The organism is Duganella sp. Dugasp56, from assembly GCF_047304105.1.
Classification (GTDB): Bacteria; Pseudomonadota; Gammaproteobacteria; order Burkholderiales; family Burkholderiaceae_D; genus Rugamonas; species Rugamonas hordei.
On sequence record NZ_JBGLYQ010000025.1, the window covers coordinates 25,186 to 41,786 of the forward strand.

The 16,601-nt window shown below is 64.7% G+C and carries 14 protein-coding genes; 10 read left to right on the forward strand and 4 right to left on the reverse strand.

The features are described from left to right. The first annotated feature begins 126 nt into the window (after positions 1 to 126). The 10 genes from ACCD07_RS18295 (at position 127) to ACCD07_RS18340 (ending at position 13,637) form a co-directional block, all read left to right on the forward strand. Positions 127 to 1,155, forward strand: a complete 1,029-nt coding sequence (locus ACCD07_RS18295) for a LacI family DNA-binding transcriptional regulator (protein WP_413448179.1) — start codon at positions 127 to 129, stop codon at positions 1,153 to 1,155. Next, positions 1,095 to 2,429: an extracellular solute-binding protein gene (locus ACCD07_RS18300; protein ID WP_413448180.1), complete on the forward strand. Its 1,335-nt coding sequence runs from the start codon at positions 1,095 to 1,097 to the stop codon at positions 2,427 to 2,429. The genes ACCD07_RS18295 and ACCD07_RS18300 overlap by 61 nt, the downstream gene beginning before the upstream one ends. Next, complete coding sequence (locus ACCD07_RS18305) at positions 2,426 to 3,502, forward strand: carbohydrate ABC transporter permease (protein WP_413448181.1); 1,077 nt, start codon at positions 2,426 to 2,428, stop codon at positions 3,500 to 3,502. The genes ACCD07_RS18300 and ACCD07_RS18305 overlap by 4 nt, the downstream gene beginning before the upstream one ends. Next, positions 3,499 to 4,398 (forward strand): carbohydrate ABC transporter permease, encoded by a 900-nt coding sequence (locus ACCD07_RS18310; RefSeq protein ID WP_176652199.1) that lies wholly within the window; start codon positions 3,499 to 3,501, stop codon positions 4,396 to 4,398. Before ACCD07_RS18305 ends, ACCD07_RS18310 begins: the two co-directional genes overlap by 4 nt. A 13-nt stretch (positions 4,399 to 4,411) precedes the next feature. Continuing rightward, entirely contained in the window at positions 4,412 to 5,389 is a 978-nt protein-coding gene (locus ACCD07_RS18315) for a family 43 glycosylhydrolase (protein WP_176652200.1), read from the forward strand. A 45-nt stretch (positions 5,390 to 5,434) separates the two neighbouring features. Then, positions 5,435 to 7,750, forward strand: a complete 2,316-nt coding sequence (locus ACCD07_RS18320) for a GH32 C-terminal domain-containing protein (protein ID WP_413448182.1) — start codon at positions 5,435 to 5,437, stop codon at positions 7,748 to 7,750. Position 7,751: 1 nt separating this feature from the next. Further along, the gene (locus tag ACCD07_RS18325) at positions 7,752 to 8,864 is read left to right on the forward strand and encodes an ABC transporter ATP-binding protein (protein ID WP_413448183.1); all 1,113 of its coding nucleotides are present in this window, start codon (positions 7,752 to 7,754) and stop codon (positions 8,862 to 8,864) included. Then, positions 8,861 to 9,799 carry a carbohydrate kinase family protein gene (locus ACCD07_RS18330; protein ID WP_353401329.1) on the forward strand — a complete coding sequence of 313 codons (939 nt, stop codon included), beginning with the start codon at positions 8,861 to 8,863 and terminating at the stop codon, positions 9,797 to 9,799. Before ACCD07_RS18325 ends, ACCD07_RS18330 begins: the two co-directional genes overlap by 4 nt. An 88-nt stretch (positions 9,800 to 9,887) precedes the next feature. Next, complete coding sequence (locus tag ACCD07_RS18335; protein ID WP_413448184.1) at positions 9,888 to 12,716, forward strand: TonB-dependent receptor; 2,829 nt, start codon at positions 9,888 to 9,890, stop codon at positions 12,714 to 12,716. 171 nt (positions 12,717 to 12,887) lie between these two features. Then, positions 12,888 to 13,637: a substrate-binding periplasmic protein gene (locus tag ACCD07_RS18340; RefSeq protein WP_413448185.1), complete on the forward strand. Its 750-nt coding sequence runs from the start codon at positions 12,888 to 12,890 to the stop codon at positions 13,635 to 13,637. Between the two features lie 6 nt (positions 13,638 to 13,643). Here ACCD07_RS18340 and ACCD07_RS18345 read toward each other — a convergent pair whose 3' ends face one another. From ACCD07_RS18345 to ACCD07_RS18360, 4 genes are all read right to left on the reverse strand, one after another. Beyond that, a complete protein-coding gene (locus ACCD07_RS18345) occupies positions 13,644 to 14,915 on the reverse strand; it encodes an SGNH/GDSL hydrolase family protein (protein ID WP_413448186.1) in 1,272 nt (423 codons plus the stop codon). 174 nt (positions 14,916 to 15,089) lie between these two features. Then, positions 15,090 to 15,200, reverse strand: a complete 111-nt coding sequence (locus tag ACCD07_RS18350; RefSeq protein ID WP_413448187.1) for a hypothetical protein — start codon at positions 15,198 to 15,200, stop codon at positions 15,090 to 15,092. After that, positions 15,155 to 15,670, reverse strand: coding sequence for a DUF1349 domain-containing protein (locus ACCD07_RS18355; protein ID WP_413448188.1), 516 nt, complete (start codon positions 15,668 to 15,670; stop codon positions 15,155 to 15,157). Before ACCD07_RS18355 ends, ACCD07_RS18350 begins: the two co-directional genes overlap by 46 nt. A gap of 398 nt (positions 15,671 to 16,068) precedes the next feature. Then, positions 16,069 to 16,221 (reverse strand): hypothetical protein, encoded by a 153-nt coding sequence (locus tag ACCD07_RS18360; protein ID WP_413448189.1) that lies wholly within the window; start codon positions 16,219 to 16,221, stop codon positions 16,069 to 16,071. Positions 16,222 to 16,601 lie beyond the last annotated feature (380 nt).

Sequence of the window (16,601 nt, forward strand, 5' to 3'; positions counted from 1 at the left end):
GCCGTGCTTGTTTTTCAGGTTGACGGAGACTGCCGTATTGCCTATCATGCTTGAAAATGACAACGTTGGACATTTTCAATGTGCCACGATTGCCAACATCAAAAAAACAGCAAGTGAGGAGACGGCGTGGCAACGATTCATGATGTGGCCGAGAAGGCTGGCGTGTCGATCAAGACGGTGTCGCGCGTGCTCAACGGCGGCACCGAGGTGTCCGAAAAGACCCGCAAACGTATCGAGCAGGCGATGCGCACGCTTGAATTCACGCCGTCGGCGGCGGCGCGCATGCTGCGCGGCAGGCCGACCGGGCTGGTGGCGGTCATCGCCGAGAAGCTGACCACGACGCCTGATTCCTCCGAGATCATCAAGGGCATCCAGCAGGTGTGCGAGCAGATGGGCAAGGTGCTGCTGATCGGCGAGACCGGCGGCCATGCCGACGTCGCCAGCCGCCTGGTGGCGGACATGCGCGAACGGCGCGTCGAGGCCATCCTGTTCGCAACGCCGTTCCACCGCGAGGTGGCGGTGGAGCCGCTGCTGGGCAGCACGCCCACCGCGCTGGCCAACTGCTTCGAAACGCCGGGCCGCTACATGCAGGTGGTCCCCGACGACGAAGGCGGCGGCTACGCGGCGGCGCAGATCGTGCTGCAGGAAGGCCACCGCAAGATCGCTTTCCTGCAGCTGATCCCCGGCATGGTGGCGACCGATCTGCGCCTGCGCGGTTTTCACCGGGCGATGCGCGAACACGGCGTGACGCCGGACGCGGAATGGGTGATCCATGGTGCCGAGGCGGGCGAGGCCGATGAGTTCTCGCACTTGTCCGGGGCGGTCGAGCGGCTGTTCTCCGGCGCCAAGCGCCCGACCGCCATCCTGTGCGGCAACGACAAGATGGCGATGCGCGTGATCTTCATCCTGCAGCGGCGCGGCTTGCGGGTGCCGGCCGATGTTTCCGTCGTCGGCTTCGACGATTTCCGGCTGATTTCCGAAGCGCTCGATCCCGGCCTGACCACGGTGGCGCTGCCATACCGCGAGATCGGCGAGCTGTCCGGGCGCTATGTGCTGGAGCCGGGCGACGCACCCGCCGGCACCATCCGGGTGCCGTGCCTGCCGGTGATGCGCGGCACGGTTGCGGCGCCTTCCGCCACGAAGGCCATGCGATGAAGCGCGCATCGATCATCATGCCGGCCTTGCTGGCGATGCTGGCCGCGCCGGTGCTGGCGGCGCCGGTAGAGATCCGGCTGTGGCGCCACGACACCGGCGACCTGGAAATGACGGCGGGCAGGGCGGCGGTCGAGCGCTTCAACCGTTCGCAGTCGCGCTGGAAGGTCACGGTCGAGGCGATTCCCCAGGGCTCTTACACCGAGTCCATCACCGCCGCGTCGATGGTCGGCCAGCTGCCGTGCATCATCGCGATGGACCAGCCGACCGTGCCCAACTTCGCCTGGACCGGCCATGTGCGCCCGCTGGACACGCTGCTGCCGGCCGATGCCGTGGCCCGGCTGCTGGAAGGCGGGCGCGGCACCTACAAGGGACAGCTGTACAGTGTCGGCCAGCTGGACGTGGTGCTGGCGCTGTTTGCGCGCCGCTCGCAGCTGGCCGCGCTCGGCGTGCGCGTGGCGACGATGGCGCAGCCCTACACGGCGGCTGAATTCCATGACATCCTGGCGCAGGCAAAGCGCAGCGGCCGTTTCCGTTTTCCGCTGGACCTGAACGGCGGCTTCAAGGGCGAATGGTACAGCTATGCGTTCTCGCCGTGGCTGCAGAGCGCGGGAACGGACCTGATCGACCGCGCCAGCTATGTGCGCGTCGACGGCGTGCTCAATAGCGAGGCGGCGGTCAGCGTCGGCCGCTACTACGGCCGCCTGTTCAAGGACAAGCTGGTTGAACGCCATCCCGCCGACGACAAGGCGTTCGAGCAGGGCCGCTCGCTGTTCCACTACACCGGTTCGTGGAAGGCGCGCGAGTACAGCGAGCGTTTCGGCGACGACCTGGTGGCGATGCCGCCGCCCGATTTCGGTCAAGGGCCGAAGATCGGCGCCGCCTCCTGGCAATGGGGTATCACGCGCAGTTGCCCGCAGCCGGAGGGGGCGGCGGCTTTTCTCGCGCATCTGATCTCCCCCCAGGAAATCGCGGCCGCTTCGCGCGCCACCGGCCTGGTGCCGGTCAGCGTCGAGGGTGCGGCGCTGACGGAGCACTACCGGCCCGACGGCGACTGGCGCGTCTATTTTGAATTCGCCAAGCGCTACGCGGTGGCGCGGCCGGCCAGCCCGGCCTACCCGGCGCTGTCGTCGGTCTTCGAGAAAGCCATGGCCGACATCCGCAGCGGCAAGGACGCCGCCGAGGCGCTGGACGAGGCGGTCGAGGCGATGGAACACAATATCTCGCGCAACAACGGCTACGGTTTTACCGCGCCCAAAATTGGAGGCGGCTTATGAAACGCACACTTGGCCAGGACGGCCCGTTCTCGGTGGCGCTGTTCGCATCCCCGGCGCTGCTGCTGTTCCTGCTGTTCGTGGCGCTGCCGATGCTGCTCGCCGCCGGTGCAACGCTGACCAACCACCGTCTGATGTCGCCGGAGCCGACGCAATACATCGGCCTCGATAACTACCGGCGGCTGCTGGCGCTGGACCTGGTCGTGGTCGAACCGGTGCGCGACGCGCGTGGCGAGGTGGTGCGCGAAGAGGATGGAGCGGAGGCGCGTTATCCGACCTGGCGCCAAGTGCGCAAGCAGCATCCAGAACTAGAGGGCTACCGCGAAGCTTTCCATCTCGACGCCGGCGACTCCCGCATTGTGCTAGCTGCCAGCGATCCGCTGTTCTATCGTTCGTTGCTCAACACCTTCCTGTTCGCCGCTCTCGTACTGCCGTTGCAATGCGGCGCCGCGCTTGGTCTTGCGCTGCTGGTCAATCAGAGGATACGCGGCCGGATCTTCTTCCGCACCGTGTATTTCGCGCCGGTCGTCACCTCCATGGTGGTGGCGTCGATCGTGTGGGCTTTCATGCTCAATACTGACCGCGGCATGCTCAACGAGCTCCTGCGCGGTCTGCTGCATGACCCCAATGCCGGCCCGGACTGGCTGGGCGACAGCCACTACGCCTTGCCGGCCATCGCGCTGATGTCCGCCTGGCAGGGCGCGGGCTTCCAGATGCTGGTGTTCCTGGCCGGCCTGCAGTCGATCTCGCCCGAGTTGTACGAGGCGGCCACGCTGATGGGCGCCAATGCCTGGCAGCGCTTCGTGCACGTCACCTTGCCGGGCCTGCGCAACACCATCATCTTCGTGCTGGTGTCGACAACCTTGCTGGCCTTCGGCCTGTTCACGCAGGTCGACGTGATGACCTCTGGCGGTCCGTTGGATTCGACGTCGACTGTTGTCTATCATGCGGTGCGCAGCGGCTTCAAGGAGCAGGATGTCGGCTACGGCTCGACTATTACGCTGGTGTTCTTCGTCATCGTGCTGGTGCTGTCGATGCTGCAGCGGATGCTGGTATCGAAAGGAGAGTCCAAATGAATCCGGCATTACGCCACCCCGGCTGGCGCAGGAACCTGCGCGACGCAGCGCTGTTCCTCGCCATGAGCGCGATCGGCATCGTGTTCATCGCGCCGCTGTTGTTCATGTTTATTTCGTCGTTCAAGAACGATGCCGCGATCTTCTCCAACCTCGATAGCTGGTCCGCCTACCTGCCCTCGTCCGACTGGTCGATGCGCAATTACAGCGCGGTGTTCGAGAAGAGCGAGCTGCCATCGTTCCTGCTCAACTCCACGCTGATCGCCGCGCTGATCGTGGTTGGCGGCATCCTCGTCAACAGCATGCTGGCCTTCTCGATCGCCCGCATGCGCTGGCGCGGACGGCAAGTGGTGCTGGCCTTGGTGGTGGCGATGGTGATCGTGCCGTTCGAGGTGATCGCGATCCCGTTGCTGTCGCTGGTGGCGCGGCTGCCGTGGCCGGGCTTCGAGCACGGCCAGCTGGTGATGCACACCGGCTGGTTCAACAGCCTGCACGTGCAGGTGATCCCGTTCCTGGCCAACGCCTTCTGCGTATTCCTGTTCTACCAGTTCTTCCGCGACATTCCACCGGAGCTGGACGAAGCGGCCAAGATGGACGGCGCGGGCCCATGGACCGTCTACGCCAGGATCATCATGCCCAACAGCGGCCCGGTGATCGCCACCGCCGCCATCGTCCTGTTCATCTCCGCGTGGAACCAGTACCTGTGGCCGATCATGGTGATCCAGGGCCAGGCGTTCCGGCCGGTGCAGCCGGGCATACAGCAGTTCTTCGGACGCACCAATTCGTGGGGCCAGATCATGGCCTACGCATCGGTGATTACTCTACCCGTGCTGGCGGTGTTCCTGGCTTTCCAGCGGCAGTTTGTCGCCTCGGTGGCCGGCACCGGCGTCAAGGGTTAACTTTGGAAGCATCATGACACTTCAAATCAGCGACAAATTCATCTGGGACTTCTGGCATTTCGAAGAGGACGGCGCCCAGCACCTGTTCTTCCTGCAGGCCGACCGCGCCATCGGCAATCCCGACCTTCGACACTGGAACGTCTCGATCGGCCACGCGGTATCGCCGGACCTGCGCAACTGGACCCCGCTGGGCACCGCCTTCGGCCCGTCCGCAGGCACGGCGTGGGACGACTACACCACCTGGACCGGCTCGGTCATCAAGGTGGAAGGCCGCTATCACCTGTTCTATACCGGCACCTGCCGCGCCGAGAACGGCATGCGCCAGCGCATCGGCCATGCGGAGTCGGACAGCATCGACGGTCCGTGGAAGCGCGTCGGCAGCGGCCTGGCGCTGGACCTCGACCAGCGCTACTACGAAGAATACGAAGAAGGGCGCTGGCACGACCGCGCGTTGCGCGACCCGTGGGTGCTGCCCGAAAAGATCGACGGCATGTATCACATGTTCTACACCGCGCGCCGCAACGACGGCCCGATCTACGAGCGCGGCGTGATCGGCCACGCAGTGTCGTCGGACCTGGTGCACTGGGAGGCAACCGCGCCGGTGTACGCAGGCGGCCACTATGGCCAGCTGGAGGTGCCGCAGGTGTTCGAGCGCGATGGCCGCTGGTACTGCGTGTTCTGTAATGTCGCGGCGCACTGGTCGGAGGAGATGCGGGCAAAGCATAACGGCGGCGTCTCCGGCACACATTACCTGGTGGCCGACCATCCGCTCGGACCTTGGCAGCCAGCCCCCGGCTTCCTCGACGGCGACCTTCCATGCCGCCGCTACGCCGGCAAGATACTGCGCGATCCGGTCACCGGCAAGGACAGCCTGATGGCGTTTGAAGATACCGGCGCCGACGGCCAGTTCGCCGGCCGCATCGGCAATCCGATAGCGCTGCGGATGGAACAGGGCCTGTATCTCATCGACGATATTTTGGCTGAAAAATGACAACGGTGGACATCGTCACGTAATCATAAAAATGGAGGAGACACGATGAGTCATAAATATCCAGGCAGGACTGTCGCAGGCTTGTTGCTGGCCGGCTGGCTGGCGGCGGCAGGTGCGGCAGCGGGCGACAGCGCACCGGCGCTGGCGCGCTGGGGGCTGGACGAACAGGCCGGCAATCAGGCCGTGGAGTCCGTATCCGGACGCCGCGACCAGGTTAACTACGTGTTCAACCGCGCGCGCTTCAAGCCCGCCTCGGCGCCGCTGTGGCGCGCGGATGCCGCTTGCGTCAAGCACGGCTGCCTGCTGTTCGACGGCTACTCGACCGACATCGTGGCGCCGGGATTGACTTCGGCCCAGCTGGCGAGTGGCTTCACGCTCAGCGCCTGGGTCGCGCCGCACGCCTTCGAATGGGGCGATGGAGGCCATTATTCCGCTTTCCTGAGCCAGTTCGACGCCGGCGCCAAGCAGGGCTTTTCGTTCGGCGTCTACCGCTTCGGCACCTGGGGCATGCAGCTTGGCTTCGACAGCGCCATCGTCGACGTGCGCGTCAAGGACCGCAAGCTGCCGCGTGATGCGTGGTCGCATGTGGCGGCCAGCTACGATCCGGTCCTGCGTCGGGTGGCGCTGTTCCTCAACGGCGAGCGGCTGGTCAACATCGCCGCGCCGGTGGACGGCAAGTTCGCCATGCCGCCAACGCCACTGACGATAGGCCGTCACTCGCAGCCGGAGCCGTTCCATGATGCGTTCAAGCTGAACACCTTCCTCGGCCTGATGGACGAGGTGCGCGTCAGCGCCGGGCCATCGGATGCGGCAGCCGTCGCACGCACCATCGCCGCCGATCTGGCGCAGCGCGGCGGCAAGGCGCCGCTATTGACGCAGGCGGATATGCGCATTTCGCCATCGACCTTCGACGGCGACCGTCACCGCCCGCAGTATCACCTGATACCAGATTCCGGCTGGATGAACGAACCGCATGCGCCGTTCTACTACGCAGGGCAGTACCACCTGTTCTTTCAGAAGAATCCATTCGGGCCTTTCTGGCATCAGATCCACTGGGGCCACTGGGTCAGTCGGGACATGACGCACTGGCGCGAACTGCCGATCGCGCTGGCGCCGGAAGACGACGGGTTGGCGACCGACGGCGTCTGGTCCGGCAGCGCCACTTACGCGGCGGATGGCTCGCCGGTGCTGTTCTTCACGGCCGGGAGCGATGCCGTGAAGCCGAACCAGCGCACCGGCATGGCCACTCCGGCCGACCTGCACGATCCTGACCTGGTGCGCTGGACTAAATATCCGACGCCGGTCACGCTGCAGACGGACGGCCTGGGACGCTACGGCGAGTTCCGCGATCCCTTCGTGTTCCGCGACGGCGCGCGGCAGCGCTGGTTCCAGCTGGTGGGTTCGTCGCTGCAGGGACGCAGCGGCACCGCGCTGGTATATGCATCGACCGACTTGCGCAACTGGACGCCGCGCGGACCGCTGTTCTCGATCGACGCCAGCCGCTATCCCGGCTTCGAGGCGACGTGGGAGTTGCCGGTGCTGCTGCCGGTGGGTAAGGGGGCGGACGGCGGCGAACGCCATGTCTTCCTCAACGACGTGCGCGGCCAGGCCTACTACTGGACCGGCGTGTTCGACGCCGCCACCGCGCGCTTCACGCCGGACGTCGAGGCGCCGCGCGTGTTCGACGTCGGCCAGGGCCATTTCTCCGGACCGAGCGGCTTTGTCGATCCGAAGACCGGCCGCACCATCGTGTTTTCCATCGCCCAGGGCGAGCGCTCGCCGCAGGATGAATGGGATGCCGGCTGGGCGCACAACGGCGGCCTGCCGATCACGCTGTCGCTGGGCGCCGACGGCGACCTGCGCCTGGCGCCGATCGGCGAGGTGGCCAGCCTGCGCCGCAAGCTGCTGGTCGAGTTGCGTGACGCCAGCGTGGCCGATGCTGTCGAAGCGCTGGCCGCCGTTCACGGCGACGCGCTGGAAATCGAACTGGAACTGGTGCCCTCCGCCGCGGCGGGCAAGCGCGGCATGAGCGTGCGCGTCGCTCCGGGCCGGGCCGAGCTGACCGACCTGTATGTGGACGCCGCGCGCGGCCGGCTGGAGATCGACCGCACGCGGACCTCGGCCGACCACGCTTACGGCGTGCAGGGTGGCGCCTTCGCGCTGTCGGGCGAGCCGCTGCGCATGCGGATATTCCTCGACCGCTCGATGGTCGAGGCCTACGTCAACGAGCGCAAAAGCCTGACCAGCCGGATCTATCCAACCCGCGCCGATGCCGACGGACTGGCGCTGCTGGCGGCTGCCGGCGACCGCATCGTCTCGCTGAAGGTATGGGCGATGGCGGCGGCAGAAAAGGAGAATTGACATGACATCTATCGCATTGCGGGGCGTCGGCAAGACCTACCCCGGCAAGGAAGCCCAGTACATTTTGCGCGACGTTGAATTCACCATCGCGGACGGCGAATTCGTGGTCCTGGTGGGGCCGTCGGGTTGCGGAAAGTCGACGCTGCTGCGCATGATCGCCGGACTGGAAGAGATCAGCGCGGGCGAGATCAGCATCGCCGGCGAACGCGTCAACGACGTGCCGCCGGCCAGGCGTGGCCTGTCGATGGTGTTCCAGAGCTATGCCTTGTATGCGCACATGAGCGTGTACGAAAACATCGCCTTCGGCCTGAAGCTGGCCCGCGTGCCCAAGGCCGAGATCAAGGCGGCGGTGCAGGAGGTGGCCAGGATGCTGCAGATGGAGCACCTGCTGCAGCGCCGCCCGCCGCAGCTGTCCGGCGGCCAGCGCCAGCGGGTCGCCATCGGCCGCGCCATCGTGCGCAAGCCGCGCGCCTTCCTGTTCGACGAGCCCCTGTCCAACCTGGATGCCGCGCTGCGCGCCGACATGCGCGTGGAGATCGCCCGCCTGCACAAGCAGCTGGGCGCCACCATGGTCTACGTCACCCACGACCAGGTCGAGGCGATGACGCTGGCCGACCGCATCGTCGTGCTGGGACCGGCCGGCGTGCAGCAGATCGGCGCGCCGATGCACCTGTACGACCGGCCCGCCAATGTCTTCGTGGCCGGTTTCATCGGCAGTCCCCGGATGAACCTGGTGGCCGGCACGCTGGAAGCGCCGGGCCGGCTGCGCATCGGCGCCGCTTGCCTGCCATGGCAAGCGGCCGATACCGGCATGGCGCCGGCGGCCGTCACGGTCGGCATCCGTCCGGAGCATCTGGTGGCCGATCCCGATGGCGCGATCCAGGGCGAGGTGCTGCTGGTCGAACGGCTGGGCGCGGAATCCTATGTGCACCTGGACGTGGCGGGGCTGGACAAGCCGCTGATGGTGGTGGTGCAAGGCGAGCCGCCACCGGCCAACAGCCGCTGGCGCGTCAGCCCAGCGGCCGGCAGGCTGCACGTGTTCGATCAACAAGGCTTGCGCATCGAAGCAGGAATCAGCAACGCCGGCACGGCCGGCATATCGGAGGCAGCATGATCATCGTTTGTGGCGAGGCTTTGTTTGATGTGTTTTCCGACGGCGATACCGCGACCGGTTTCGCGCTGTCGGCCCGGATCGGCGGATCTCCGTTCAACCTGGCGGTCGGCCTGGCGCGGCTGGACGCGCGGCCGCTGTTCTTCGGCGGCCTGTCGTCCGATCAGTTCGGCCGCAAGCTGGCCGCCACGTTGACGCGCGAAGGCGTGGACATCGGCGCCGCCCCCCGTCCCGCCGCGCCGACCGCGCTGGTCATGGTGGAACTGGATCGCGAAGGCGTGCCGGCTTATACCCTGTACGGCGCGGCGACCGCCGAGCGCGCGTTGACGGTCGCCGACCTGGCCGGGCTGCCGTCCGACGCCGCCGCCATCCATGTCGGCTCCTATTGCATGGTGGTGGAACCGGTGGCGTCGGCGTTGCGGGCGCTGGTCACGCGCCAGCATGGGCGCAGCCTGATCGCCTTCGATCCCAACGTGCGCCTGACCATCGAGCCGGACCGGCAGCGCTGGACCGACGCCGTCGCCTGGATGCTGCCGGCGACGGATCTGCTCAAGATCAGCGACGAGGACATCGCCCAGCTCTACCCGGACATGACGCCGCAGGCCTTCATGACGCTGGCGTTGCGCAGCGGCGTGGCGCTGGTGGTGGTCACGCGCGGCGGCGCGGGCGTACTGGCCGCGACCGCGGCGCTGGCGCCGCTGGAACTGCCGGCGCTGCAGGTGGCGGTGGTCGACACCGTGGGCGCCGGTGACACCTTCCAGGCCGCGCTGCTGTCCTACCTGGCCCGCCACGCCCTGCTGACGCGCACCGCGCTGGAAGCGCTGGACCGGCCGGCGCTGCTGGCCGCGCTGAGTTTTGCGGCCAGGGCGGCAGCGATCACCTGTTCCCGGCGCGGCGCCGATCTACCCCGGCTGGAGGAGGTGCTCGCAAGCGATTGAGTTGCTGTAGCAGGCATGACAACGTTGGACATCATCAGATTTACCCAAATGGCGGCAAGCCGCTGATAATCATAAAAGGAGATGCACCATGACTTATTCGATCACGCGTTACCTCACCCGCTCGGCAGCCCTGGCCATTTGCCTGGCGCCGGCGCTGGTGTACGCCCAGCAGCAAGGCGCCGCGGCTGCCCCGTCCAGTGCGGAGGCGGGCGCCGCCGACCCGGCTGCGGTGGTCATCGTCACCGGCGTGACCAAGACCACCACCAAGAAGAACGCCACCTTCTCGATCAACACCCTGAGCGGCGAAGAGATCCAGCGCCTGGCGCCGATGAGCACCGCCGACCTGCTGTCCAACTTCCCGGGCATCTATTCGGAGGGCAGCACCGCAGGCGAGGCCAGTAACAACATCACGGTACGCGGCCTGCCGGTCACCGGCGGCTACCGCTTCGCGCCGCAACTGGTGGACGGCCTGCCCGCCTACGAGGAACCGGAAGCGCCATTCATGAACAACGACGTGTTCATCCGCGACGACCTGATGACCGACAGCGTGGAAGTGGTCAAGGGCGGCCCGGGCGGCATCCTGTACTCGAACGGCCTGGGCGCGACGGTCAACCACATCACCCGCACCGGCGGCGACCATCTGGCGGGCGGCTACAAGATCGAATACGCCGATTACGGCTTCCTGCGCCAGGACGCCTTCATTTCCGGCCCGCTCGGCCCCAACCTGACCGGCGCGGTGGGCGGCTTCTACCGCCGCAGCGACGGCATCCGCGACACCGGCTACACCGCCGACCGCGGCGGCCAGGTGCGCGGCAACGTGGTCTACACCAGCAACGACCGCAAGACCACGGCGCGGGTCGACGCCACCGTGCTCAACGACCGTACCGCGTTCTACCAGAACCTGCCGATCTCGGTGCCGCGCTTCACCAACAGCGGCACGCCGGCCAACCCGACCGTCATCAGCCAGGGCACCATCCAGCCGCTGGGCATCGACTTCGCGCACGGCACCACCGCCTCGCCCTACAACCGCACCTTCACCATGCTGGGCGAATATGGCACCCGCACCATCGACCAGGCCGACGGCATCCATCCGGATTTCAAGATGTTCACGCTGAGCGGATCGCATGAATTCGACAACGGCTGGAAGCTGTCCTCGGGCCTGCGCCATACCGGCGGCAGCAACGGCTTCAATGCCGTGTTTACCGGCAACGACACGGCCACGGCGGCCAACTTCCTCAATGCGCGCTACCAGAACGACGTGATCTCGCCGGCCCATGGGGCGGCGTTGGGCTGCAATCTGAACAATGCCAAGCTGATCGGCTACTTCAACGTCCCCGCCAGCAATCCGTGCGCGGCCTTCGCCAACATCAGCCGCGACGACTTCATCCGCAAGTACGCCAAGGCCACCGGCGTGGTGGGCCACTACCTGAACGACGGCTCGCTGGTGCCGGCGTCGGCCACGCTGAACTTCGCGGTGCCGTTCATCGCCGACGTCGATGCCACCAGCACCTCGCTCGACCTCAAGGCGCAGAAGTCGTTCGAGCTGAAAGGCTCGCACGACCTGACCTTCGGCGTCTACAAGAGCCGTTACAGCTACGCGCCCAACTTCCAGGCCGGCCTGCTGGTCACCGACGTGGCGGCGCAATCGCGCCCGGTGGAGCTGACCGTGGTCGATGCGCAGGGCCGGCAGGTTGGTCCCGGCCTGACGACCGGCAGCGCGATCCTGCCGGGCTGGTTCGGCTTCGTCAGCCAGATCCATGGCGACGGCAACGCGGCCTATCTGCTCGACCACTGGGAAACCATGGGCAACAAGCTGAAGATCGATGCCGGCGTGCGCTGGCAGGATCTGAAGGCGGACGCGGTGCGGCGCGACCGCAATACCACGGTCGACCTGACTCCGGCCGGCACGGTGGTCGGCTCCACCCAGGATACGGCGGCGGACAACGAGATCAGCTTCCCCGGCAATCCGGCCACGCTGAACAAGACCTACCATGGCGTCGGCTGGTCGTTGGGCGGCAACTACGGCGTCAGCAAGGCGTTGGCCGTGTATGGCCTGGCGTCAAACTCGTTCCGCCTGCCCAGCCTGCAGGACTTGAATGATCTCAGCGTGGCCTCGGCCACGGTAGTCAACGGCAAGCCGGTCGACGTCAGCGCGGTCGAACATATCCGCCAGTACGAGATGGGGCTGCGTTATCTGACACGCGGCTTCGGCGCCTCGGTGGCCGTGTTCTACAACAATTTCTCGCCACGCAGCGCGGTCAATGTCTACAAGGATATCCAGTCCGCCTCGTGCGCGACGCAAGGCGGCGTGACGCAGATTAACTCCTGCCCGGACGTGGCCCAGCTCTATAAACGCGGCGTGCAGAACATCGGTACCGAAGTGGAACTGAGCTGGCGCCCGTCGGCGCTGGATGGCCTGGAACTGAAGGGCAGCGTGGTGATGCAGAACCCCAAGGTGAATGGCGCCAACTACACCATCACGCAGGAAGACAAGGATGCGCAGGGCGTGATCTCCGGCTACCACTACGTGCAGATCAGCGAAGACGGCCGCCGTCCGCGCCGCCTGCCGAAGGTGATGGTCAACCTCATGCCCTCGTACGACCTGAAGCCGCTGACCAACGTGCCGCTCAGCTTGTATGCGCAGTACCAGTACTACGGCTCACGCTTTTCGGAAGCGACCGACAACAACGTGACGCTGTACCCGGCTTACCACATCATCAACGCCGGTGCGCAATACCAGATCACGGAACGGCTGAGTGCGCATCTGCATGTGGCCAACCTGACCAACCAGCTGTCGTTTACGGAGGGCGACCCGCTGTTCAGCGATTTGCTGTCGCCGGACGGCACGCGCAACCGTGGTGTCGCGCGTCCACTGTTCGGCCGCACAGTACGGTTTAGCCTGAGTTATATGTTCTAAACCGCCTGGCGGTTGCCCGGGCTTGGCGCCACGGGGAGCTGGTTGTGAACCTCACAGCCAGTTCCTCTTGCTGAGATCGGCGCCGTCCCGGGCTTAAAAAACCGAAGCAAACACGCGTATAATGGCCGCAGGCGAACATTTCTTGACGCCATGCCAGAGGATTACGTGGGAATGAAGAAGCTTCGCTTGCTGCTTTGGGTGGGGTTGATATGCTTGGCGACCACCGTGAACGCGGCCCCCACGGTCACCTGCGTTACGGAGGAAAACCGGCCCGTCAATTTTTGGGAAAACGGCAAGGTCACCGGTTTCAGCGCCGAGGTCGTCGAAGCCGTCCTCAAGGAAATCGATGTGCGGGCCGACATCCAGATGATGCCCTGGGCACGCGCCTACGCGACCGCCCTGCACGGGGAAAACGTGCTGATCTTCTCGATCATGCGCACGCCCGAGCGCGAACACTTGTTCAAGTGGGTCGGCGTGGTCTCGCCGCCCGACAGCTCCTATCTGTTCGCGCTGCGCGGACGTAAACTCAAGCTCGACAATCTTGGCGACGCGCTCAACTACAACATCGCCACCATCAACGGCGACGCGCGCGAGCAATACCTGGAGTCGAAGGGCTTCGTCAAGGGCCGCCAGCTGCATGGCAACGCCCAGCCCAAGACCAACTACGAGAAACTGAAGCTGGGGCGTGTCGACCTGTGGGCGATGAGCGACATCGTGGCCACGGATATTGTGCGGCGCGAGGGGAGCGACCCGTCCCAGGTGTTGGTTCGGGCGCTGCAGTTGACCGAACTGGGCAGCGGCGGCAGCTATATGGCGTTCGGGCCGAGGACCGACGATCTTCTGGTCGAGCGGTTCCGCAAGGGCCTTGAAGCCGTCAAGGCAAACGGAACGTTCGCGGCGCTGCAGAAGAAATGGTTCTAGCCTGGCCTACACGGCTTTGGGAGGCGGCGGCTTCAGCTTGAAGCCGCCGGCGCGTATCTGTTCCATGACGGAGTTGTAGTCGCCGCGCACGGCCGCCGACGGCCCTGCCAGCGTCGCCAGCGTTGAGGCGACCTGCGCGCCCGTCAGTTCGCCGAACGAGGAGTTCGATCGTTTGAGTTCCTCGTAGATTTCCGCCCAGATGATCTTGTACATCTGATCGGTGGGATGCACCTCGTCGATGGTGGTGATCGGGCGCACGGCCGTCGTGTCGTACTGCGCCGCGCTCACCTGCGTGGCCCGCCCGGTCATGGCGCCGGCCATCAGGTGATAATTGCCTTCGAACAGGCGGTTCAGCGTTTCCTCGCTGATGATATTACCGACCTCGGCGACCGAGTCGCCGTTGCCGCGCGCGATCAGCGACAGGTGGGTGTTGTAGTTCATCACGCCCGTCTCGAAGCCTTTGATGAGCGTCACTTTTTCCTGCAAGTTCTTCACCGCGCGGGCGCTGGCGCTGAAGCGACCCGACGTCACGTTCCTGGCGGCGGCCGTGTTGAGCGCCTGCTGCGCGTGCCACAGGTTGCTGGCGCGGCCGTGGGTGGGCGCGGCCCGCTGGATCTTCAGCGCCGTCGTCAGCGCGGTCTCGGCCTCGGCCAGCTGCTTGGTGTAGCGGACCGAGGTGAGGGCGCGCGCCAGGTTGACGAACATGAAGCGGCATTTGCCGCGGCGCGCGCGGACGATTTCCACCAGCCGGTTGCGCTGCACGTTGGCGACCGCGTCGGCCACCTGGTGCATCTGCGCGGGCGGGCGTCCGGCGGTGTACAAATCGTTGGCGCCGAACCAGACGAAGAACAATGTGTTGCCCAGCTGTAGTTCGGTGGTGCGCAGGTCCGCCTCGAACCAGTCGATCTGCTCCTTGAGCGTGCCCAGGAAGGCGGCCTTGGACGCCGGCGTGTCGCCGCAGGCGCCGCCTTCGGCGTAGTTCGCGTACTGGAAGGGATGGGCGCAGTCGAGCATGCTTTTCATGCCCAGATTGATGTGCCGCTTGCTGAGGGCGATGGTCGATTCCGCCGTGTTCGCCACCAGCGATTGCCCGCCGGTCGCCTCCTCAATCATGAAATCGGTCCAGTTGCGGCAATCGCTGTAGCGCCCGCTCGGGCTGACATACATCTCGTTGAAGGCCAGGGCCGCCTTGCCCGCCTTGGTGGTCCACTTGCGGCCGATGTCCGACAGGCTGTCGCCGAATACGATGACGCTTTCCATCAGCATGGGACTGGGCATGGCGGACTCTCGCGGGAAGTGGAAATGGTTGCTATATTTTAATGCATTTCCTATATGGTTTTGTCGCTCCGGGCCCTGGGGCCCGGATAGACCGGATCGACGGTCCCGCTATTGGAGCTTCCACAGGTCGATGCGGTCCGTCTCATAATGAAAATCGCTGAACACCGCGCGGGATCACGAGGCATAAAAGAACAGCGTGCGCTGGTGCCTGGCCGCTTTCAGAAAAATGGTCGTTCCAGTCACCGGGTACGAGGTGACATCGTCCGAGAAATCGCGGGTGACCACGGAGACGACCGATAAGCCGCCGTCGGCCTGCGCTTCGAGGCATAGTTTGGCCCAGTGGACGCGGTTCCATACAGAGCGACGCAGCCGGCGTCATAGATTGCGCGGGCAGTGACATCGACTTTCGTGCGGAAGCTGAAATTGTCGTTCGCCTTGAACAGCAGGCGCGGCGAGGAGTCCGGACGGTAGTCGCCTTCTCCCGGCCATACAAACCAGTCGGTCTTCTTGCCGGCGGCCAGGGAGAGCAGTTTCCCATTGCCAGCCGACCATTCGACCGTCTCATTTTGCCACGTAAGCGGCGTCGGCAGCCCGGAAAGCTGCGGGACGGCCTTTTGCGTCTGCGCCAGGCTGGCTGCCGGCACGATGAATGACCCAAGGGCCAGCCAGCACAAGACCGCGCGTATCACGACCGACAGGGTTTTACACCCGCTAGCCGGCAAGTTGCCTGTCGCAACCACGCTTCGCATTTTCATTTCACTTTACTTATGCGGTCTCTACTTGGCACATTGTCCCCAGGACAGTAGACCGCTGCAATTGCGAAAATTCTCAATCACAAAATGAAATGTCGTAAGCGCTAGCTGCCCGCCGCGTAAGGCATATTAGCCCGATGAGCGACATGAATTGGCACTGGTCACATCGAAAAATCAACGACTTAGAGAAACCGACGGCATATGTGTTGACACCAAATGACATATACGTTGGCACCGACTCGTTATGCGACAGATAAGCTGGCACTGGCTCATTCGAACCTTCAGGTCCCCTCAGATATTCTATGCAGTATGCAATTGGGATGTGTAGCCCAGGCACCGCAAGGCAGGCCAAAAAAGGAAGCGCGAAGGTCCTGCCGCTCCCTTTTTCATGGTCAACTTATTCACGAAATGCAAAACTTCGCTCCGTTTGTCACGATTAAGAGGAACGCGCTATCCGGCACATTGCGCTTTGCCGGGTCATCACCGCCAGTAGTACTGGCGGCATATTTGAACTTCAGATCGCTCTTCTTGAGCGGCACTAAACGATGATCCATTTAATTTTTTCCTAGCTAGGTAAATGGAAGGCTCTAGGTCGAGCCTTCCATGCGCGTCAAAAATTAGTGCTCACCAGAAGCGACTTGAACGCTGTCGCTAACTAGCCACACAACATGGGTGTGCCGTGCGTTAATGAGGCCACGAGCGGCAGTGTTCGCGCACCAGTTCCAAGCGTCCCTTGCGGAAACGATGGTACTGGCAGACGTGAACACCACGCGGATAGGTGCACGTAAGAGACATAAATGTCCTCCAGATGTTATTGGAGAGCAATTTTTAAGCGCAGGTACCTAGCCAGGAAAAGTTAGGCTATGCTAAGATCTATGTGCTACATAAATCGCAGTACCCGATGATGGGAGGCTGCTCTCAACCCCTCGTCATC